Here is a 19,693-nt window from a genome sequence, read left to right as displayed (position 1 = left end):
CGTTGACGGGGTTGAAACCTGCCCGGAGAGTGGTAAACGCACGCGAGGGGGACACGGGCGGCCGTACCGCACCGGAGTGCGTCGCCCCGCGTCGCGGATCGGGGGGTCTGCATGGGTGCCGGGACGGAGACCGGGACGGCCGGGAACGCGCGCCGCCCCCGGGGGGTGCCGTGGGGGGACGTGCTGCTGTCCGCGATCGCCGCGGTGAGCTGGGCGTTGATCGGGATGGCGGGCGTGGCGGCCCTGGGGCTGCACCTGCTGGAGGCCGACGCCGAGGGCTCGTTGGGCCCGATGACGGCGGCCGTGGTGGCGCTCGGGGCCGGGGGTTCGGTGACGCCGTCGGGCGACGTGTCCGCGTTCGGGCTGTCCGGCGCGCGGACGGCCACCGCCATCGAGATCACGCCACTCGGGGTCGGTCTGGTCGGCGCGCTGCTGCTGTCGTGGTTCTTCCTGCGCTCCCTGCGCGCGGCCGGGGCGGTGGTCGCGCCGGCCGAACTCCTCGCCCGCGCGGGCGCGGTGGTCGCCCTGTTCGTGGCGATGCTCGGCGGACTGGCGTGGGCCGGGCACGACGTCGTCACGCTCGACGGCGGCTCGCTCGGGCTGGACGACCTGCCCGGCGGGAGCGGCCGGACCGGGGTGACCCTCCCCGGGGTCGGGGACATCGGGGGGCTGCTGCCGGACCGGCTCGGCGACCTGGTCGACGCTAAGGCGGCCGTCGGCTTCACGGTGGACACCGCGCCGACGCTGCTCGGCGGGCTGGCCTGGTCGGCCGGGGTGCTGCTGATCGCCCTGCTGGCCTCGCGCCGCACACCGCTGCCGCGTGGCTGGGAGGCCGTGCACCGGGTGGTGCGGCCGGCCGTGTCCGCCCTGGTCACCGTGGTGCTGACGGCGGTTCTGGCCGGTCTCGCCGCGGCGGCCTACGCGGCCGTCGGCGACGCGCACCCGCAGCGGATCGCGGGCGCCGCGCTGCTGGGGGCGCCGAACGGGGTGTGGCTCGGGGTCGACGTCGGCCTGCTGGTGCCGTTCGACGGGCGGGCGTCCGGGGCCCTGACGAAGGTGCTGCCCGACCCCTTGGACGACCTGCTGGGCTCGGGCGGGGACCGGTCGGTGACCCTGGCGCGGCTGGCCGAACTGGACGGCCGGGTGTGGCTGTTGGGGGTCGCGGCGGGGCTGATGATGCTGCTGGCGGGGGTGTTGGTGGGCGTACGGACGCCGGTGGGGGGTGTCGGCGGGGGTGCGCGGGGAGTCGGCGCGGGGGCCGGGCCCGGCGGTGACGGCGGTCCTGTCCGGGTCGGCGGGTTCATGGGGCGCTGCGCGCTGCGGCTGGGGGTCGCCACGGCCGTGACGCTTCCGCTGCTGGCCTGGCTGACGGAGGTGTCGGCGGACGCGTCGCTGTCGGTGCTGGGCTTCGACGCGTTCGGTGCGGGGATCGAGCTGCGGGGGCGTCTCGGGACGGCGCTGGTCTGCGGGGCGTTGTGGGGCGCGGGTGCGGGAGCGGTCGGGGGCTGGCTGGCGTGGGTGTGCGGGGCGGCGGGGGCGCGGGCGGTGCCCGTGCGGACGGCAACGGCGGGGGTACGGGGTGGGGCGGCCGTCTCCCCCGGTGCGGGCGCCGGTCCGTACGCGCCGGGTACGCCGTACCGGCCGCCGAACCCGGGGACGAACCCCTACCTGCGGCTGCCGGAGGAACTCCGGGAGCAGCGGGACGGTGAGCCGGAGCCGCTGGGCGGTGAGCCGGAGCCGCGCGCCGGTGAGCCGGAGCCGCAGGACGCCCTGCCACCGGCCTGGGGGGACGCGTCGGGTGCGCCGACGGTAGCGGGGCCGCTCGGGCCGCCGCCGGGGCGGAAGCCGCGGACCTCCTGGGGCGACGGTCCGCCACCGCCGCCCCCTCCCCCGCCGGTGGGCCCGCCGAAGGGGCCGAAGGGGTAGGGGCGGCGGGGGCGGTGCCCCGTCGGCCGTGGGCGCATCCGCCCTCCCGCCGCGTCTGCCATGGCCCGGGGGTCCGTCACCACGGCGGCCGGCCGTTCCGTCGCCACCTCGTCGTCACCCACTGTTCCGTGTCCGCCAGACGGACCGGGGCGGCGGGAGGCACCGAGTGCCGGATACGGTGGTCACACCATGAGCGCTTCGCAGACTCCGCCCGCCGACGTTCCCACTCTGCTCGTCAAGATCTTCGGCAAGGACCGGCCGGGCATCACGGCCGGCCTCTTCGACACCCTCGCGGCCTACTCCGTGGACGTGGTCGACATCGAGCAGGTCGTCACCCGTGGCCGCATGGTGCTGTGCGCGCTGGTCACAGCACCGCCGCACGCCCTGGAGGGCGAGCTGCGGTCGACCGTGCACAGCTGGGCCGAGTCGATGAAGATGCAGGCGGAGATCATCTCCGGCACCGGTGACAACCGTCCGCGCGGTCTGGGCCGGTCCCTCGTCACCGTGCTGGGCCACCCGCTCACCGCCGAGGCCACCGCCGCCGTCGCCGCGCGGATCGCGAAGGCCGGCGGCAACATCGACCGTATCTTCCGGCTCGCCAAGTACCCGGTCACGGCCGTCGAGTTCGCCGTGTCCGGCGTGGAGACCCCGCCCCTGCGCACCGCCCTGGTCACGGACGCCGCCGCGGTCGGCGTGGACGTCGCGGTCGTCTCGGCCGGCCTGCACCGGCGGGCCCAGCGGCTCGTGGTGATGGACGTCGACTCGACGCTGATCCAGGACGAGGTGATCGAGCTCTTCGCGGCGCACGCCGGCTGCGAGGACAAGGTCGCCGAGGTCACGGCGGCGGCGATGCGCGGTGAGCTGGACTTCGAGCAGTCGCTGCACGCGCGCGTGGCGCTGCTGGAAGGGCTGGACGCGTCGGTGGTGGAGAAGGTCCGCGCCGAGGTGCGGCTGACCCCGGGCGCCCGCACGCTGATCCGCACCCTGAAGCGCCTCGGCTACCAGGTGGGCGTCGTCTCCGGCGGGTTCACCCAGGTCACCGACGACCTCAAGGAGCGGCTGGGCCTCGACTTCGCCCAGGCCAACACCCTGGAGATCGTCGACGGGCGGCTCACCGGCAGGGTGACCGGCGAGATCGTGGACCGCGCGGGCAAGGCGCGGCTGCTGCGCCGGTTCGCCGCGGAGGCGGGCGTGCCGCTGTCGCAGACCGTGGCCATCGGCGACGGCGCCAACGACCTGGACATGCTGAACGCGGCCGGCCTCGGGGTCGCCTTCAACGCCAAGCCCGTGGTGCGGGAGGCCGCGCACGCCGCGGTGAACGTGCCGTTCCTGGACACCGTGCTGTACCTGCTGGGCATCACCCGCGAAGAGGTCGAGGCGGCGGACACCCACGACGAGCAGTGACGGGACGCGGCTGACGGTCCCCCGCCCGACGGGTCGCCGCCCGCGGCCCGGCCGACGCGGACACCCCGTCGGCCGGCCGGATCCGCTCGGCGGGTCAGTCGCTCGGGGCCCAGTAGTCGCGCAGGGTCGCCACCCGGGGTTCCAGGGACTTCCAGGGGCCCTCGAAGGACAGGACGGCGAAGGCGGCGGCCGGGAAGCCCCGGCGGTCCATCCGTTCGCCGGCGTCGGGCTCGGCGGAGCCCGCGAGGATCTCGGCGAGGCCGTGCACCCCCGGGTTGTGGCCCACCAGCAGGAGGTTGCCGACGTCGTCCGGGGTCTCGTTGAGCAAGGCGATCAGCTCACCCGGCGAGGCCTCGTAGATCCGCTCCTCGTAGATGGTCTTCGGCCGGTGCGGGAACTCGTGGACGGCCAGTTTCCAGGTCTCCCGGGTCCGGGTCGCGGTGGAGCACAGCGCCAGGTCGACGGCGACGCCCGTGTCGAGCAGTCTGCGTCCGGCCTCGGCCGCGTCCTTGCGGCCGCGTTCCGCGAGCGGTCGCTCGTGGTCGGTCACCTGGGGCCAGTCGGCTTTCGCATGCCGGAAGAGGACGATCGTGCGGGCTTCTGCGGCGCTCATGACTCCCAGCTTCGCACGAAACACGCCACCGGGCTCAGGGAGTTGGCGGGCGGCTTCACCCGCGCCGCCGGCTACCGGGCGAGCAGGTCCCGGAGCCGCTCCAGGACGTGGGCGAGGACCGGGTCGCCGGTGGCCGCCTGGGCGTCGGCCGGGTTGAGTATCAGCGCGAGCAGGGTGATGAAGGCGAGCGTGGGCAGGGCCAGGGCCCACCAGGGCAGCCGGGTGCCGACGCCGCCCGTGGTCGCCGGGTGGGGCCGGGTGTGCGTAGGGGCCGACATGGGTGCCTCCGCGGGTCGCCGATCGTCTCCGAGTGGGTGCGGACCGCCGTCCGCGGCCACATCTCGACGCTACGGAATCCGCGGGCCGCGTCCCATCCGGTGATCCACCCACTTGACCCTGACCCTGGCCCCCTAGGGGACAGGGGGGCTAGCACCACCCCGACGGGCGGGAGCGACGGCTCAGGGCGAGGCGATCGTCGCGATGACGGCGATGACCACGAAGATGGCGAGGAACGAGCCGAAGACGATCAGCATCTTCTTCTGGCCGTTCTGGGGATTCGGATCGAGCACGGGCATGCGGTCAGTCTCCCACCCCGTGCGCCCGGTCCGTCCCCCGGGGCCCGCGCGCCGCCGCCTCGTCCTCGATCGTGCGGTCGCGGCCCGCGAGGACGCCGACGACCATCTGCGGCACCATCAGGGCCGCCATCAGCGCGAGCGGCACGCCCCAGCCGTCGGTGGCCTCGTAGAGCACACCCACCAGGAGCGGGCCGGGGATGGAGATCAGGTAGCCGGTGCTCTGCGCGAAGGCGGACAGCTGGACCACGCCCGCGCCCGTGCGGGCCCGCATCCCGACCATGGTGAGGGCCAGCGGGAAGGCGCAGTTGGAGACGCCGAGCAGCAGGGCCCACGCCCAGGCGCCCGCCGCCGGGGCGAGGTACAGGCCGGCGTAGCCGACGAGGCCGCAGACGCCGAGCACGACGACGATCGGGCCCTGCCGGGGCAGCCGGGCGGCCACGCGCGGGATGAGGAAGGCCAGCGGGACGCCCATCACCATGGTCACCGCGAGCAGCAGCCCGGCGGTGCCGGCGGCGACGCCCGCGTCCCGGAAGATCTGCGCCATCCAGCCCATCGTGATGTAGGCGGCGGTGGCCTGGAGCCCGAAGAACACCGCGAGCGCCCAGGCGGTGCGGCTGCGGGTGATGCGCAGCGGCGCCGACGGCTCCACCCGCGCGGTGCGCGCCTCGGTCACGGCCCGCCGCTCCGGTGCGCCGGACTCGTCACCCCGGTCGCGGACGAGCAGCAGCCAGGGCAGGACGGCGACGCCGGCCAGTCCCGCCCACACGGCGAGCCCGGTCTGCCAGCTGCCGCCCAGCGACTCGGTCATCGGCACGGTCGCCGCGGCGGCGAGGGAGGTGCCGAGGGCCAGGGCCATCGAGTACAGCCCGGTCATGGAGCCGACCCGGTCGGGGAAGTGCCGCTTGACGATGACCGGCATCAGCACGTTGCTCACCGCGATGCCCATGAGGGCCAGGGCGCTGGCGGCCAGGAAGCCCGCCGTACCGCCCGCGTAGGGGCGCACGAGCAGGCCGGCCGTGATGGCGACCATGCCGGCGCACACCACGGCGCCCGGGCCGAAGCGGCGGGCGAGGCGCGGCGCGGTGACGCCGAAGACGGCGAAGCACAGGGGCGGCACGGAGGTGAGCAGCCCGGCCACGCCGCCGCTCATGCCGAGTCCGTCGCGCACCTCCTCCAGGAGGGCGCCGAGGCTGGTGATGGCCGGACGCAGGTTCAGGGCGGCCAGGACGATGCCCACGACCACCAGCCGGGTCCGCCACACGCGCGGGGCCGAGGGGCGGTGCGCGTCGGCGGCCGGGGCTCCGGCGGGTGCCGGGGCGGGGTGGGGGGCGGATGTCGTCGTCCGGGTCTCCTCGGGTGCCATGGCGCCATCATAGAATCATGGGATGATTGGTTGTCCACTCCCGGTCGGCCCGGGTGGCCCCGCCCCGGCCCGTTCGTGCGAAGGTGTGCCATGCCTCTGAGCCATCCCCGTCGCTCGGCGCTGTCCGAGCAGGTCATCTCCGCGCTGCGACACCAGATCACCTCGGGCGAGTGGCCGGTCGGCTCGCGCATCCCGACCGAGCCGGAGCTGGTCGAGCAGCTCGGGGTCGCCCGCAACACGGTGCGCGAGGCCGTCCGGGCCCTCGCCCACAACGGCCTGCTGGACATCCGGCAGGGTTCGGGCACCTACGTGGTCGCGACCAGCGAGCTGGCGGGCGTGATGCACCGCCGGTTCGCCGACGCCGACCCCCGCCACATCGCGGAGCTGCGGGCCACCCTGGAGTCGAGCGCGGCCCGGATGGCCGCCGAGCGGCGCACCGAGAAGGACCTCAAGCAGCTCGACGCGCTGCTGCTGCGCCGCGAGGAGGCGTGGGAGTCCGGCGACGCGGAGGCGTTCGTGGCGGCGGACGCGACGTTCCACCTGGCGGTCGTGGCGGCCTCCCACAACGACGTCATGACGGCGATGTACGCCGACCTGGGCGAGGTGCTGCGGGACTGGCTGCGCGAGGACGTCGGCCGTGAGCTGACCCCGGAGACCCGCATGGACCACACGCGGCTGGTCGACGCCGTCCGCGCGGGTGACGCGGAGGCCGCGGCGGCGGAGGCCGCGAGCTACCCCTTCCTGTGCCGCCCGGGACGCTTCACCGCCACCGGCTGATCGGGGCGGCGCACGCGCCGCCGCTCACGCCTTCTCGTGGCTGACCCAGGCCCTGCCGACCTCCATCCAGCAGCGGCCGGTCAGCCGTACGGTCTCGGCGGGTCCCGCCTCGACGGGGGCGCCGTCGGTGTCCAGGTCCCACCAGCGGGCGCATTCGACGTGCAGCCGGACGCGGTCCGTGTCGGCATAGGGGTTGTGGCAGTCGGCGACCACGTGGGAGCCCTGCACACGCGTGCGGCACTCCGCCCCGAACGGCGCGGCGGAGGCGTCCACGCGTGCGTGCGAGACCGCGTCGTACGGCGCGCACAGGACGAGGGCGGCGGCGACGGTCACTGGGGCCAGGCTTCGGGACAGGCGCACAAGGGGCCTCCTCGGACCGTGCGGCGGCGGGGCGGTGCGGGGCGGGCGGTGCGTCCTCCCAGCGTGCCGTGTCACCCGTACGGACCGCCCGGCCGACTGGGCCGAACGGGCGACGCCCCGCCCCCCGCGCGCTGCGGGGGACGGGGCGTCGGGGCCGGTGTGCGGACCGGTCAGGCACCGATGGCGTGCAGGCCGCCGTCGACGTGGATGATCTCGCCGGTGGTCTTCGGGAACCAGTCGCTCAGCAGGGCGACGACGCCGCGGCCGGCCGGCTCCGGGTCCTTCAGGTCCCACTCCAGCGGGGAGCGGCTGTCCCACACGGCGGCGAGGTCCGAGAAGCCCGGGATGGACTTGGCGGCCATGGAGCCGATCGGACCCGCCGAGATGAGGTTGCAGCGGATGTTCTGCTTGCCCAGGTCGCGGGCCACGTAGCGGCTGGTGGCCTCCAGGGCGGCCTTGGCCGGGCCCATCCAGTCGTACTGCGGCCAGGCGTACTGGGCGTCGAAGGTGAGGCCGACGACCGAGCCGCCGTTCTGCATCAGCGGCAGGCAGGCCATGGTCAGCGACTTCAGGGAGAACGCCGAGACGTGCATGGCGGTGGCCACCGACTCGAACGGGGTGTTGAGGAAGTTGCCGCCGAGGGCGTCCTGCGGGGCGAACCCGACGGAGTGCACGACGCCGTCGAGGCCGCCGAGCTCCTCGCCGACCACGTCGGCCAGCCGGGCGAGGTGCTCGGCGTTGGTCACGTCGAGCTCGATGACCTTGGTGGGCTTGGGCAGCTTGCGGGCGATGCGCTCGGTCAGCGTGGGCCGCGGGAACGCGGTCAGGATGATCTCGGCACCCTGCTCCTGGGCCAGCTTCGCGGTGTGGAAGGCGATGGAGGACTCCATCAGCACACCGGTGATCAGGACGCGCTTGCCCTCGAGAATTCCGCTCATGGTGATCAGTGACCCATTCCCAGTCCGCCGTCAACGGGGATGACGGCTCCAGTGATGTACGAGGCGTCGTCCGAGGCGAGGAACCGCACCGTCGCGGCGATCTCCTCCGGCTTCGCGTACCGTCCGAGGGGCACCCCCGCGAGGATGCCGGCGCGCTGCTCGTCGCTGAGCGCCTTGGTCATGTCGGTGTCGACGAAGCCGGGTGCGACGACGTTGAAGGTGATGTTGCGCGAGCCCAGCTCTCGGGCCAGGGAGCGCGCGAAGCCGACCAGGGCGGCCTTGGAGGCGGCGTAGTTGGCCTGGCCGGGCGAGCCGAGCAGGCCCACCACGGACGAGACGAGGACGACGCGCCCCTTCTTGGCGCGCAGCATGCCGCGGTTGGCGCGCTTGACCACGCGGAAGGTGCCGGTGAGGTTGGTGTCGATGACCGAGGTGAAGTCCTCCTCGGACATCCGCATCAGGAGCTGGTCCTTGGTGATGCCGGCGTTGGCGACCAGGATCTCGACGGGGCCGTGCTGCTCCTCGATCTCCTTGTAGGCCTGCTCCACCTGCTCGGGGTCGGTGATGTCGCACTTGACCGCCAGGAAGCCCTCCGGGGGCTCGCCCGAGCGGTACGTGATCGCGACCTTGTCGCCGGCGTCGGCGAACGCGCGGGCGATGGCGAGGCCGATGCCCCGGTTGCCTCCGGTGACGAGAACCGAGCGGCTCAACGGATCACCCTTTCGATAGGGGTCTGACACACCCGCCCGATGACGTGGATGACAGGCGGCTTCACCTGAAACCTATCGGTCCGCCCGCGCCCGCGGACATTGGGGCACCGACAGTGGCGCAGGGGCCGCGCTGTGGGGTCCCTACAGAAAGTTTGCGGAACGGCGCCGGAAACGTGTGGTCCGCGGGGCGGTCGGCGCGACATGATCGGAGGCTCACGGCCGCGGTGTGACGATCACCGTCCGTCGCCCCCACCGGTCCTCGGTCGTCCCCGGTCGTCATCGGTCGTTCACGGTCGTCCCGTCGGCAGAAAGAGACGCAGGTGCCTCATACCATCGACGAAGCCTTCACGGCGCTCCCCCTACGCGCCCTGGCCGACGCCGCGCTCGCCCGCGCGCGTGCGCTGGGGGCCCAGCACGCGGACTTCCGGTTCGAGCGGGTGCGCAGCGCGTCCTGGCGGCTGCGGGACGCCCGGCCCGCGGGGACGTCGGACACGACCGACCTCGGGTACGCGGTGCGGGTCGTGCACGGCGGGACGTGGGGGTTCGCCTCGGGCGTGGACCTGACCATGGACGCGGCCGCCCGGGTCGCGGGCCAGGCCGTGGCGATGGCGAAGCTGTCCGCGCAGGTGATCAGGGCGGCGGGCTCGGACGAGCTGGTCGAGCTGGCCGACGAGCCGGTGCACGCCGACCGGACCTGGGTGTCGTCGTACGAGACCGATCCGTTCGCCGTGCCCGACGCGGAGAAGACCGCGCTGCTGGCCGACTGGAGCGACCGGCTGCTGGCGGCCCGCGGGGTGGACCACGTGGACGCCTCGCTGCTCACCGTCCACGAGAACAAGTTCTACGCCGACACGGCGGGCACGGTGACCACGCAGCAGCGGGTACGGCTGCACCCGCAGCTGACCGCCGTGTCGGTGGACGAGTCCAGCGGCGAGTTCGACTCCATGCGCACCCTGGCGCCGCCCGCGGGGCGCGGCTGGGAGTACCTCACCGGCACCGGCTGGGACTGGGACACCGAGCTGGAGCAGATCCCCGAGCTGCTGGCCGAGAAGATGCGCGCGCCGAGCGTCGAGCCGGGCCTGTACGACCTGGTCGTCGACCCGTCCAACCTGTGGCTGACCATCCACGAGTCGATCGGGCACGCCACCGAGCTGGACCGGGCGCTCGGCTACGAGGCGGCCTACGCGGGCACCTCGTTCGCCACCTTCGACCGGCTCGGCACGCTGCGCTACGGCTCCGAGCTGATGAACGTGACCGGTGACCGCACCGCCGAGCACGGCCTGGCCACCGTCGGCTTCGACGACGAGGGCGTCGAGGCGCAGTCCTGGGACCTGGTGAAGGAGGGCACCTTGGTCGGCTACCAGCTCGACCGGCGGATCGCCCGGCTGACCGGGTTCGAGCGGTCCAACGGGTGCGCCTACGCCGACTCCCCCGGCCACGTGCCGGTGCAGCGCATGGCGAACGTGTCGCTGCGGCCGGACCCGGCCGGGATGTCGACGGAGGACCTGATCGGCGGTGTCGACCGCGGCATCTACGTGGTGGGCGACCGCTCCTGGTCGATCGACATGCAGCGCTACAACTTCCAGTTCACCGGGCAGCGCTTCTTCCGGATCGAGAACGGGCGGCTGACCGGGCAGCTGCGGGACGTGGCCTACCAGGCGACGACCACCGACTTCTGGGGCTCGATGGCGGCCGTCGGCGGCCCGCAGACCTACGTGCTCGGCGGCGCCTTCAACTGCGGCAAGGCCCAGCCGGGGCAGGTGGCCGCGGTGTCGCACGGCTGCCCGTCCGCCCTGTTCAAGGGCGTCAACATTCTGAACACCACGCAGGAGGCCGGTCGATGAGCGCCCCCACCCCCAAGCCGCACGAGATCGTCGAGCGGGCCCTGGAGCTGTCGCGGGCCGACGGCTGTGTCGTCATCGCCGACGAGGAGTCGACGGCCAACCTGCGCTGGGCGGGCAACGCGCTCACCACGAACGGCGTGACGCGCGGCCGGACGCTCACCGTCGTGGCGACCGTCGACGGCCGCGAGGGCACCGCCTCGGGCGTGGTGTCGCGGTCCGCCGTGACCGTGGACGAGCTGGAGTCGCTGGTGCGGGCCGCCGAGGCCGCCGCGCGCGGCGCCGGCCCCGCCGAGGACGCGCAGCCGCTGATCACCGGGGTGCCGCAGGCGCCGGAGTTCACCGAGCCGCCCGCCGAGACGTCCTCCGCGGTGTTCGCCGACTTCGCGCCCGCGCTGGGCGAGGCGTTCGCCCGCGCGCGGGCCGGCGGACGCGAGCTGTACGGCTTCGCCAACCACGAGATGGTCTCCACGTACCTGGGCACCTCGACCGGGCTGCGGCTGCGGCACGACCAGCCCACGGGCACGCTGGAGCTCAACGCCAAGTCGCCGGACCGCACGCGCTCGGCGTGGGCGGGGCGCTCCACGCGCGACTTCAAGGACGTCGACCCGGGCGCGCTGGACGCCGAGCTCGCCGTCCGCCTCGGCTGGGCCGAGCGGCGCGTGGACCTGCCGGCCGGGCGGTACGAGACGCTGCTGCCGCCGACGGCCGTGGCGGACCTGCTGATCTACCAGATGTGGTCGGCGTCGGGCCGGGACGCGGTCGAGGGGCGCACGGTGTTCTCCCGGCCCGGCGGCGGCACCCGGCTCGGCGAGCGGCTGACCGGGCTGCCGCTGACGCTGCGCAGCGACCCGCACGCGCCGGGGCTGGAGTCGGCGCCGTTCGTCGTCGCGCACTCCTCCGGCGGCGACCAGTCGGTGTTCGACAACGGCCTGCCCGTGCCGGCCACCGAGTGGATCGCGGACGGGGCGCTGAAGAACCTGGTCACCAGCCGGTTCGCCGCCGCGCTGACGGGGCTGCCGCTGGCGCCCTCGCTCGGCAACCTGATCCTGGACGGCGGCGAGGACCGGTCCCTCGAGGAGATGGTCGCGGGCACCGAGCGGGGCCTGCTGCTGACCTGCCTGTGGTACATCCGCGAGGTCGACCCGGCCACGCTGCTGCTGACCGGGCTGACCCGGGACGGGGTGTACCTCGTGGAGGACGGCGAGGTCACCGGCGAGGTGAACAACTTCCGGTTCAACGAGTCGCCGGTGGACCTGCTGGGGCGGGCGACCGAGGCCGGGCGCACCGAGAAGACGCTGCCGCGCGAGTGGAGCGACTGGTTCACCCGGGCCGCGATGCCCGCGCTGCGGGTGCCCGATTTCAATATGAGCTCTGTCAGCCGGGGCGTATAACCTCGTAGGCGTTCACCGACGGGCGGCGCTCGCCGCCCGGGACCATCCAAGGAGACACGAGAACCGTGACGGACATCGTCGACGAGCTGAAGTGGCGGGGCCTGTTCGCCCTGTCCACCGACGAGGACGCCTTGCGCAAGGCGCTCGCGGACGGTCCCGTCACGTTCTATTGCGGCTTCGACCCGACCGCGCCCTCCCTGCACGTCGGGCACCTGGTCCAGGTGCTCACCGTGCGCCGGCTCCAGCAGGCCGGGCACCGGCCGCTGGCGCTGGTGGGCGGCGCGACGGGCCTGATCGGCGACCCCCGCCCGACGGCGGAGCGCACGCTGAACGACCCGGAGACGGTGGCCGGCTGGGTCGGCCGGCTGCGCTCCCAGATCGAGCCGTTCCTGTCCTTCGAAGGCGAGAACGCCGCCGTGATGGTGAACAACCTCGACTGGACCGCCGGGCTGTCCGCGATCGAGTTCCTGCGGGACATCGGCAAGCACTTCCGCGTCAACAAGATGCTGACGAAGGACTCCGTGGCCCGCCGCCTGGAGTCCGACCAGGGCATCAGCTACACGGAGTTCAGCTACCAGATCCTCCAGGGCATGGACTTCCTCCAGCTCTACCGGCGCTACGGCTGCACGCTCCAGCAGGGCGGCAGCGACCAGTGGGGCAACCTCACGGCGGGTCTGGACCTGATCCACCGGCTGGAGCCGGAGGCGAGCGTGCACGCGCTGGCCACGCCGCTGATGACGAAGGCCGACGGCACCAAGTTCGGCAAGACCGAGGGCGGCGCGGTCTGGCTGGACCCGGAGATGACGACGCCGTACGCGTTCTACCAGTTCTGGCTGAACGTGGACGACCGGGACATCTCGCGGTACTCGCGCATCCTGTCCTTCCGGTCCCGCGAGGAGCTGGAGGAGCTGGAGCGGCAGACCGAGGAGCGTCCGCAGGCCCGGGCCGCGCAGCGCGCGCTGGCGGAGGAGCTGACGACGCTGGTGCACGGCGCCGACCAGACGGCCGCGGTGATCGCCGCGTCCAGGGCGCTGTTCGGACAGGGCGAGCTGGCGGAGCTGGACGAGCGGACGCTGGCCGCGGCGCTGTCGGAGGTGCCGCACGTGCGGGTCGCCGAGCCGGCCCCGGTGGTGGACCTGCTCGCCGAGGTGGGCCTGGTCGCCAGCAAGTCCGCGGCGCGGCGGACCGTGAAGGAGGGCGGGGCCTACGTGAACAACGTCAAGGTGACCGCTGAGGACGCGGTGCCCTCGGCCGAGGACCTGCTGCACGGCCGGTGGCTGGTGCTGCGGCGCGGCAAGAAGAACCTGGCGGCCGTCGAGGTCACCGGGGCGTAGTCGTCGACACGGCGCGGGGCGGGTGCGGGCTCATGGCCCCGCACCCGCCCCGCGCCGTTGACGGGCTCCTGCCGTTCAGGCCCGCTGCTGCTTGCGCTTGCCGAGCGTGGCCATGTAGGCCATGTCGCCCAGGCCGACGATGACGATCGCCGCGATCAGCTGGAAGATGTGGCGGCTCCAGTCGATCCCGGGCGTCTCCTCGACGCCGAAGCCACGGGCGATGGCGTTGCCCACGATCGCGCCGAGCATGCCGAAGATCGTCGTCAGCCACAGCGGGCTGTGCTGCTTGCCGGGAATGATCGCCTTGGCGATGAGGCCCAGTACGAATCCCACGATGATCGCCCACAACCAGCCCATGGCTGCCTCCTCGTCGGCTCAGGGGTGAGCAGTGCCCCCAGTCTGTTTCCGGGGGCCCTACGCCGCATGCCGGGTACCGCCGTACGCGGGACGGCGCAGCCGGCTCGCCCGGCCGGGGGGCCACCCGGTCTCGAAGGCGGCGCACCCCCGGCGTACCGTGGAGGGGCAGGTCGCGACGCGGGCGGATGGTGGAATGTGATGCGGAAGCAGGGTGGCGGGACCGGCGTCCAGGTGTTCCGGATCACCGGGGCGCGGCAGGGGTTGCAGGAGGACGTGCGCGGACGGCAGCGGCGGTACGTCATCTCGATGACGGTCCGTACGCTGGCGGTGATCCTCGCGGCGTCGCTGTGGAACGTCGAACGGCACGTGGCGCTGGTGGCGCTGGTGCTCGGCGCGGTCCTGCCGTACATCGCGGTGGTGATCGCGAACGCCGGGCGGGAGAACGCGCCGGGCATGCCCACGACGTTCGTGCCCACGCCCCTGCCGCTCGGCACGCCGCACGCGCTGCCGGGCCCGGCGGAGACCACCGTGCCGCACGGCGCGCGGCCGAAGGCGGAATCCGTCCCGGAGGACGGGACCCGTGGGCCGGGCGAGCGGCCCTGAGTCATACGCGTGCGAAGCTCAAGAAAACCTCAGATCCAATCATGTGGTTGAGGTGCCCCGGGGACGGTCCTCCGTGACATACTGCGTACGCGCTCCGCATCCCCCGTCGGAGCGACGGACCGACGCCGGGCAGCTCCCCCCGTGGCTGCTCGGCGTCGCCTTTGTGTGCGGGGACGTTCGGAAGTGATCAAGTGCGCGGGGAGCGCGAGTGGGCGGGACACAGGGTGTGCGCAGGGGCGGAGCGAAGCGGTGAGTGACGAGACCCCGGTCTGTTCCGCCAAGGGCTGCCGCACCGCCGCGGTGTGGGTGCTGGCCTGGAACAACCCGAAGATCCACACGCCGGAGCGCCGCAAGACGTGGCTGGCCTGCGAGGAGCACCGCGAGCACCTGTCGCAGTTCCTCGGGGTGCGGGGCTTCCTCAAGGACGTCGTGCGGTTCGAGGACTGGCGGGAACCCGAGGGCTCCTAGGGCGCGCCCCCGTGCTCAGCCGCCGATCGCCGACATCGGGCGGTCGGGCTGGACGAACGACGGGTCGTCGAGGCCGGCGCCCGCCTTCTTGCCCCACATCGCCAGCCGCCACAGGCGGGCTATCTCCTCGTCGGGGGCCCCGGAGCGGAGCGCGGCGCGCAGGTCCGTCTCCTCGCGGGCGAACAGACAGGTGCGGACCTGGCCGTCGGCCGTGAGGCGGGTGCGGTCGCAGGCCGCGCAGAACGGGCGGGTGACGGAGGCGATGACCCCGACCACGTGCGGGCCGCCGTCCACCAGCCAGCGCTCCGCCGGTGCCGAGCCGCGCTTCTCCTCGCCCTCGGGGGTGAGGGTGAAGCGGGTGCGCAGGGAGGTGAGGATGTCGCCGGCGGTGACCATGCCGTCGCGCTTCCAGCCGTGCTGGGCGTCCAGCGGCATCTGCTCGATGAAGCGCAGCTCGTAGTCGTGCTCGACGGCCCAGGCGAGCAGGTCGGGGGCCTCGTCGGCGTTCAGCCCGGGCATCAGGACCGCGTTGACCTTGACCGGGGTCAGGCCCGCCTCGCGGGCGGCCTCCAGGCCGGCCAGGACGTCCTGGTGGCGGTCGCGGCGGGTGAGCGTCTTGAAGACGTCCGGTCGCAGGGTGTCCAGCGAGACGTTGACCCGGTCCAGGCCGGCCGCCTTCAGGGCCGTCGCCGTGCGCCGCAGGCCGATGCCGTTGGTCGTCAGGGACATCTGGGGGCGGGGCGTCAGGGCGGCGACGCGCTCGACGATGCCGACCAGGCCGGGCCGCAGCAGGGGCTCGCCGCCGGTGAAGCGGACCTCCTCGATGCCGAGGGTGCGCACGGCGACGTCGATGAGGCGGACGATCTCGTCGTCGGTGAGCAGGTCGGGCTTGGCCAGCCACTGCAGGCCCTCCTCGGGCATGCAGTACGTGCACCGCAGGTTGCACCGGTCGGTCAGCGAGACCCTCAGGTCGGTGGCCACCCGGCCGTAGGTGTCGATGAGCACGTGGGCCCCCTCCCTCGTCGCGAACGTCATCTCTTCCGTCACCTGCGAGCCTACGTGACGCCGCTGACAACGACAGTTCCCGATCCCACAGGTACGACACGGCCGCGTCGTAGGGACCTACGACGCGGCCGTGGGGTGCGTTCCGTGCGGCGTGGGCTCAGTGGGCTCAGTGGGCGCCGGTGCCGGTCAGGGAGCGGACCTCCAGTTCGGCGTACTTGCGGGTGTCGGGCTCCTCCTTGGACAGCAGGGTGCCGACGATGCCGAGCAGGAAGCCGACGGGGATGGAGATGATGCCGGGGTTCTCCAGCGGGAACCAGTGGAAGTCGACGTCCGGGAACATCGAGGTGGGCTTGCCGGAGACGACCGGGGAGAACAGCACCAGGCCGACCGCGGTGACCAGGCCGCCGTAGATCGACCACAGGGCCCCGGCGGTGGTGAACCGCTTCCAGAAGAGGCTGTAGAGGAGCGTCGGCAGGTTGGCGGAGGCGGCGACCGCGAAGGCGAGGGCGACGAGGCCGGCCACGTTCAGGTCGCGGGCGAGGGCGCCCAGCAGGATCGAGACGGCGCCGATGCCGACGGTCGCCCAGCGGGCCGCGCCGATCTCCTGCTTCTCGGTGGCCCGGCCCTTCTTGATGACGTTCGCGTAGATGTCGTGGGCGAACGACGAGGACGAGGCGAGCGTGAGGCCCGCGACGACCGCGAGGATCGTGGCGAACGCGACCGCGGAGATGGTGGCGAGCAGGACGGCGCCCCAGTTGGAGTCGACGCCGCCGAGGTGCAGGGCGAGCAGCGGGGCCGCCGTGTTGCCCGCCTTGTTGGACGCGACGATCTCGTCCGGCTTGATCAGGGCGGCGGCGCCGAAGCCGAGCGCCAGGGTCATCAGGTAGAAGGCGCCGATCAGGCCGATGGCCCAGATGACCGACTTCCGGGCGGCCTTGGCGGTGGGCACGGTGTAGAAGCGGATCAGGATGTGCGGCAGGCCCGCGGTGCCCAGGACAAGGGCGATGCCGAGCGAGATGAAGTCCAGCTTGGTGGTGCCGGTGGCGCCGTACTTCAGGCCGGGCTCCAGGAACGCGGCGCCCTTGCCGCTGTTGTCGGCGGCCGAGCCGAGCAGGTCGGAGACGTTGAAGTCGAACTTCAGCAGGACCAGGAAGGTCAGCAGCAGCGCGCCCGCGATGAGCAGCACCGCCTTGACCATCTGGACCCAGGTGGTGCCCTTCATGCCGCCGATGGTGACGTACACGATCATCAGCACGCCGACCAGCGCCACGATGCCGATCTTGCCGCTGTCGCTGGTGATGCCGAGCAGCAGCGAGACCAGCACGCCGGCGCCGGCCATCTGCGCGAGCAGGTAGAAGATCGACACGACGATCGTGGAGGTGCCGGCCGCGGTGCGCACGGGGCGCTGGCGCATGCGGTACGCCAGCACGTCGCCCATGGTGTAGCGGCCGGAGTTGCGCAGCGGCTCGGCGACCAGCAGCAGCGCGACGAGCCAGGCGACCAGGAAGCCGATGGAGTACAGGAAGCCGTCGTAGCCGAAGAGGGCGATGGCGCCGGCGATGCCGAGGAAGGACGCGGCGGACATGTAGTCGCCGGAGACGGCGAGTCCGTTCTGGAAGCCGGTGAACTGCCGTCCGCCGGCGTAGAAGTCGGCGGCGTCCTTGGTCTGGCGGCCGGCCCACACGGTGATGACGAGGGTCGCGAGGACGAACACCGCGAACAGGCTGACGATCAGCCCCCGGTGCTCGCTGGCCTCTCCGGCGGCGAGCAGGGTGTGCTGGTGTACGGGGCTCATGCGCCGCCCTCCATCCGGGACTTGATGGACTCGGCCCGCGGGTCGAGCTTGGCGGCGGCGTGGCGCGCGTACCACCAGGCGATGAGGAAGGTGGTGAGGAACTGGGCGAGGCCCAGCACGAGGGCCACGTTGACGTTGCCGGCCACCTTGGTGCCCATGAAGTCGCCCGCGTAGTTGGACAGCAGGACGTACAGCAGGTACCAGACGATGAAGGCGAGCGTCAGCGGAAAGGCGAACGAGCGGTGGGCGCGGCGCAGTTCACCGAACTCCGCGCTCTCCTGCACCGCGACGAACTCCTCGGCGGAGGGGAGTTGGGCTGGGGTTCTCGAGGGGGGCGGTGTCTCGGTGGCCACGGAGTCTCCTCGTGTTGCGGGTGGCTGGAATCCGGGGGCTCGACGGTCCTCGGGCTCCCTGTTCAACGTCACGGCGCCACGGATGGACCGGTTCAACGGGCCCGGGTTCTTTCGCAAGTGCGTGCACGAGATCGCCGTAAGTCATTGCTGGCCAGCGACTGCGGGAGATAGCTTCGGTGCCTGCACCACCCGTCATGTACCTGCCCGAGCACACCTGCGTCTCGGGCCGGTTTCGTTTCAGGATGATGTGGAGACCCCATGGCTCATCTGCCTTCCAGACGCCGACTCGCCCTCGCGGTGCCGGTCGTGCTGTCCCTGACCGCCTCCCTCGGCTTCCTGCCGGCGGCGGCCTCGGCGGCCCCGGCCACGACCTCCGCCACGCAGGCGGCGGACGCCGGCACGCTGGCGTACGTCGTCAACACCAAGGTGGACCACCGCACGATCGAGTCGGTGAAGAAGGCGATCGCCGCGGCCGACGGCACCGTCGTCGCCACGTACGACAAGATCGGCGTGATCGTCGTGCACTCCGCCAACCCCTCCTTCGGCGCCCAGATACGCGCGGTGCGCGGGGTGCAGTCGGCGGGTGCCACGCGGACCTCGCCGCTCAGCCCCGCGGGGACCACGGACGAGGGCGCGGCGCAGCCCCTGTCGCAGGCCGAGGCCGCGAAGGCCGCCGCCGCGTCCGCCGCGGCGGGCCAGAGCGAGCCGCTCGAGGCCGACCAGTGGGACCTGCGCGCGATAGGCGCCGACAAGGCGGCCGAGATCAACCCCGGCAGCAGCAAGGTCACCGTCGCGGTGATCGACACCGGTGTGGACGACACCCACCCGGACCTCGCGCCGAACTTCTCGGCGTCCCAGTCGGCCAACTGCGTCGGCGGTGTCGCGGACACCACCCCGGGGGCCTGGCGGCCCTACAACCCGACCGAGGACTACCACGGCACGCACGTCGCCGGTGAGATAGCCGCGGCCCGCAACGGCATCGGCGTGGCCGGTATCGCGCCCGGCGTGAAGGTCGCCGGCATCAAGGTCAGCGACCCGACGAACGGCCTGTTCTACCCGGAGAACGTGGTCTGCGCGTTCGTGTTCGCCGCCGACCACGGCGTGGAGATCACGAACAACAGCTACTACGTCGACCCGTGGCTGTACAACTGCATGGACGACCCGGACCAGAAGGCCATCGTCGACGCGGTCAACCGGGCGCAGCTGTACGCCCAGCGCAAGGGCACGCTCAACCTGGCGTCCGCCGGCAACTCCGCCGACGACCTGGACTCCGACGCGATCGTGGACGACAGCAGCCCCGACGACGCGACGCCGGTGACCCGCACGATCGACCCGCACGAGTGCTTCGACGTGCCGACCCAGCTGCCGGGCGTGGTCACGGTGAGCGCGACGGGCGTCAAGAACGACAAGTCGTACTACTCGTCGTACGGCTACGGCGTGATCGACGTGGCCGCGCCGGGCGGTGACCGGCTCTACCAGATCCCGACCGACACCCCGTCGGCCAACGGCCGCATCCTGTCCACGATGCCGGGCGGCGGGTACGGCTGGCTCCAGGGCACCTCGATGGCCTCGCCGCACGCGGCGGGCGTCGCGGCGCTGCTGAAGTCCAAGCACCCGTGGGCGACCCCGGCGCAGCTGCAGGCGCTGCTGAAGGCGCAGGCGGTCAACCCGGGCTGCCCCGCGTCGTACGACCAGGACGGCAACGGCACGCAGGACGCGACCTGCGTGGGCAACAAGCGCGTCAACGGCTTCTACGGCTGGGGCATCGTCAACGCGCTGCGGGCCGTCAAGTAATCGGTCCGGCTGAGGGTCGGGGCCGGACGGGGAACCGTCCGGCCCCTTCTTCACGCCGGGATTCATATTGATTCGATCAATCA

The 19,693-nt window shown here is 72.9% G+C and carries 20 protein-coding genes; 9 read left to right on the top strand and 11 right to left on the bottom strand.

Annotated features, from left to right (window positions below):
- Positions 1-111 precede the first annotated feature (111 nt).
- Positions 112-1,926, top strand: a complete 1,815-nt coding sequence (locus AQJ30_RS12405; protein ID WP_067232526.1) for a streptophobe family protein — start codon at positions 112-114, stop codon at positions 1,924-1,926.
- A gap of 189 nt (positions 1,927-2,115) precedes the next feature.
- The gene (gene serB / locus AQJ30_RS12400; protein WP_067232523.1) at positions 2,116-3,330 is read left to right on the top strand and encodes a phosphoserine phosphatase SerB; all 1,215 of its coding nucleotides are present in this window, start codon (positions 2,116-2,118) and stop codon (positions 3,328-3,330) included.
- Between the two features lie 94 nt (positions 3,331-3,424).
- Here serB and AQJ30_RS12395 read toward each other — a convergent pair whose 3' ends face one another.
- The 4 genes from AQJ30_RS12395 to AQJ30_RS12385 form a co-directional block, all read right to left on the bottom strand.
- Positions 3,425-3,943, bottom strand: coding sequence for a SixA phosphatase family protein (locus AQJ30_RS12395; protein ID WP_067232522.1), 519 nt, complete (start codon positions 3,941-3,943; stop codon positions 3,425-3,427).
- A gap of 71 nt (positions 3,944-4,014) precedes the next feature.
- Entirely contained in the window at positions 4,015-4,221 is a 207-nt protein-coding gene (locus tag AQJ30_RS12390; RefSeq protein WP_067232519.1) for a hypothetical protein, read from the bottom strand.
- A gap of 180 nt (positions 4,222-4,401) precedes the next feature.
- The gene (locus tag AQJ30_RS39775) at positions 4,402-4,518 is read right to left on the bottom strand and encodes an SGM_5486 family transporter-associated protein (RefSeq protein ID WP_107104192.1); all 117 of its coding nucleotides are present in this window, start codon (positions 4,516-4,518) and stop codon (positions 4,402-4,404) included.
- Between the two features lie 4 nt (positions 4,519-4,522).
- Positions 4,523-5,881, bottom strand: a complete 1,359-nt coding sequence (locus tag AQJ30_RS12385; RefSeq protein WP_067232516.1) for a CynX/NimT family MFS transporter — start codon at positions 5,879-5,881, stop codon at positions 4,523-4,525.
- Between the two features lie 90 nt (positions 5,882-5,971).
- Between AQJ30_RS12385 and AQJ30_RS12380 the strand changes: the two genes are divergently transcribed.
- On the top strand, positions 5,972-6,658 hold the full coding sequence (locus AQJ30_RS12380) for a FadR/GntR family transcriptional regulator (protein WP_067232512.1): 687 nt from the start codon (positions 5,972-5,974) through the stop codon (positions 6,656-6,658).
- A gap of 24 nt (positions 6,659-6,682) precedes the next feature.
- Here AQJ30_RS12380 and AQJ30_RS12375 read toward each other — a convergent pair whose 3' ends face one another.
- From AQJ30_RS12375 to fabG, 3 genes are all read right to left on the bottom strand, one after another.
- Positions 6,683-7,018 (bottom strand): hypothetical protein, encoded by a 336-nt coding sequence (locus AQJ30_RS12375; protein WP_067232509.1) that lies wholly within the window; start codon positions 7,016-7,018, stop codon positions 6,683-6,685.
- Between the two features lie 170 nt (positions 7,019-7,188).
- The gene (gene fabI / locus AQJ30_RS12370; protein WP_067232507.1) at positions 7,189-7,956 is read right to left on the bottom strand and encodes an enoyl-ACP reductase FabI; all 768 of its coding nucleotides are present in this window, start codon (positions 7,954-7,956) and stop codon (positions 7,189-7,191) included.
- A gap of 5 nt (positions 7,957-7,961) precedes the next feature.
- Entirely contained in the window at positions 7,962-8,666 is a 705-nt protein-coding gene (fabG, locus tag AQJ30_RS12365) for a 3-oxoacyl-[acyl-carrier-protein] reductase (protein WP_067232505.1), read from the bottom strand.
- Positions 8,667-8,986: 320 nt separating this feature from the next.
- Here fabG and AQJ30_RS12360 point away from each other — a divergent pair, with 320 nt between their 5' ends.
- The 3 genes from AQJ30_RS12360 (at position 8,987) to tyrS (ending at position 13,235) form a co-directional block, all read left to right on the top strand.
- Complete coding sequence (locus AQJ30_RS12360; RefSeq protein ID WP_067232502.1) at positions 8,987-10,510, top strand: TldD/PmbA family protein; 1,524 nt, start codon at positions 8,987-8,989, stop codon at positions 10,508-10,510.
- A complete protein-coding gene (locus AQJ30_RS12355; RefSeq protein ID WP_067232500.1) occupies positions 10,507-11,901 on the top strand; it encodes a metallopeptidase TldD-related protein in 1,395 nt (464 codons plus the stop codon). Before AQJ30_RS12360 ends, AQJ30_RS12355 begins: the two co-directional genes overlap by 4 nt.
- A gap of 65 nt (positions 11,902-11,966) precedes the next feature.
- Positions 11,967-13,235: a tyrosine--tRNA ligase gene (gene tyrS, locus AQJ30_RS12350; RefSeq protein WP_067232498.1), complete on the top strand. Its 1,269-nt coding sequence runs from the start codon at positions 11,967-11,969 to the stop codon at positions 13,233-13,235.
- Between the two features lie 75 nt (positions 13,236-13,310).
- Here tyrS and AQJ30_RS12345 read toward each other — a convergent pair whose 3' ends face one another.
- Complete coding sequence (locus AQJ30_RS12345; protein ID WP_067232495.1) at positions 13,311-13,592, bottom strand: GlsB/YeaQ/YmgE family stress response membrane protein; 282 nt, start codon at positions 13,590-13,592, stop codon at positions 13,311-13,313.
- A gap of 198 nt (positions 13,593-13,790) precedes the next feature.
- Between AQJ30_RS12345 and AQJ30_RS12340 the strand changes: the two genes are divergently transcribed.
- Positions 13,791-14,195: a DUF3099 domain-containing protein gene (locus AQJ30_RS12340; protein ID WP_067232492.1), complete on the top strand. Its 405-nt coding sequence runs from the start codon at positions 13,791-13,793 to the stop codon at positions 14,193-14,195.
- A 249-nt stretch (positions 14,196-14,444) separates the two neighbouring features.
- Positions 14,445-14,663, top strand: a complete 219-nt coding sequence (locus tag AQJ30_RS12335) for a hypothetical protein (RefSeq protein ID WP_067232491.1) — start codon at positions 14,445-14,447, stop codon at positions 14,661-14,663.
- A gap of 15 nt (positions 14,664-14,678) precedes the next feature.
- Here the strand turns inward: AQJ30_RS12335 and moaA are convergent, their stop codons facing one another.
- The 3 genes from moaA to AQJ30_RS12320 form a co-directional block, all read right to left on the bottom strand.
- Positions 14,679-15,668, bottom strand: a complete 990-nt coding sequence (gene moaA / locus AQJ30_RS12330; protein WP_067232713.1) for a GTP 3',8-cyclase MoaA — start codon at positions 15,666-15,668, stop codon at positions 14,679-14,681.
- Between the two features lie 166 nt (positions 15,669-15,834).
- On the bottom strand, positions 15,835-17,463 hold the full coding sequence (locus tag AQJ30_RS12325) for a solute symporter family protein (RefSeq protein ID WP_067232488.1): 1,629 nt from the start codon (positions 17,461-17,463) through the stop codon (positions 15,835-15,837).
- Positions 17,460-17,816, bottom strand: a complete 357-nt coding sequence (locus tag AQJ30_RS12320; RefSeq protein WP_067232486.1) for a DUF485 domain-containing protein — start codon at positions 17,814-17,816, stop codon at positions 17,460-17,462. The genes AQJ30_RS12325 and AQJ30_RS12320 overlap by 4 nt, the downstream gene beginning before the upstream one ends.
- Before the next feature lie 258 nt (positions 17,817-18,074).
- Here AQJ30_RS12320 and AQJ30_RS12315 point away from each other — a divergent pair, with 258 nt between their 5' ends.
- Complete coding sequence (locus AQJ30_RS12315) at positions 18,075-19,610, top strand: S8 family peptidase (RefSeq protein ID WP_067232484.1); 1,536 nt, start codon at positions 18,075-18,077, stop codon at positions 19,608-19,610.
- Positions 19,611-19,693: the final 83 nt, after the last annotated feature.

The organism is Streptomyces longwoodensis, from assembly GCF_001514125.1.
Classification (GTDB): Bacteria; Actinomycetota; Actinomycetes; order Streptomycetales; family Streptomycetaceae; genus Streptomyces; species Streptomyces longwoodensis.
The sequence above is the reverse complement of the archived record's forward strand: the minus strand, read 5'-3'. Positions and strand labels throughout refer to the sequence as shown.

Coding starts and splice junctions, on each gene's coding strand:
- AQJ30_RS12405 (WP_067232526.1), top strand. CDS start 112: ATGGGTGCCGGGACGGAGACCGGGACGGCCGGGAACGCGCGCCGCCCC.
- serB (WP_067232523.1), top strand. CDS start 2,116: ATGAGCGCTTCGCAGACTCCGCCCGCCGACGTTCCCACTCTGCTCGTC.
- AQJ30_RS12395 (WP_067232522.1), bottom strand. CDS start 3,943: ATGAGCGCCGCAGAAGCCCGCACGATCGTCCTCTTCCGGCATGCGAAA.
- AQJ30_RS12390 (WP_067232519.1), bottom strand. CDS start 4,221: ATGTCGGCCCCTACGCACACCCGGCCCCACCCGGCGACCACGGGCGGC.
- AQJ30_RS39775 (WP_107104192.1), bottom strand. CDS start 4,518: ATGCCCGTGCTCGATCCGAATCCCCAGAACGGCCAGAAGAAGATGCTG.
- AQJ30_RS12385 (WP_067232516.1), bottom strand. CDS start 5,881: ATGGCACCCGAGGAGACCCGGACGACGACATCCGCCCCCCACCCCGCC.
- AQJ30_RS12380 (WP_067232512.1), top strand. CDS start 5,972: ATGCCTCTGAGCCATCCCCGTCGCTCGGCGCTGTCCGAGCAGGTCATC.
- fabI (WP_067232507.1), bottom strand. CDS start 7,956: ATGAGCGGAATTCTCGAGGGCAAGCGCGTCCTGATCACCGGTGTGCTG.
- AQJ30_RS12355 (WP_067232500.1), top strand. CDS start 10,507: ATGAGCGCCCCCACCCCCAAGCCGCACGAGATCGTCGAGCGGGCCCTG.
- AQJ30_RS12345 (WP_067232495.1), bottom strand. CDS start 13,592: ATGGGCTGGTTGTGGGCGATCATCGTGGGATTCGTACTGGGCCTCATC.
- AQJ30_RS12340 (WP_067232492.1), top strand. CDS start 13,791: ATGCGGAAGCAGGGTGGCGGGACCGGCGTCCAGGTGTTCCGGATCACC.
- AQJ30_RS12325 (WP_067232488.1), bottom strand. CDS start 17,463: ATGAGCCCCGTACACCAGCACACCCTGCTCGCCGCCGGAGAGGCCAGC.
- AQJ30_RS12315 (WP_067232484.1), top strand. CDS start 18,075: ATGGCTCATCTGCCTTCCAGACGCCGACTCGCCCTCGCGGTGCCGGTC.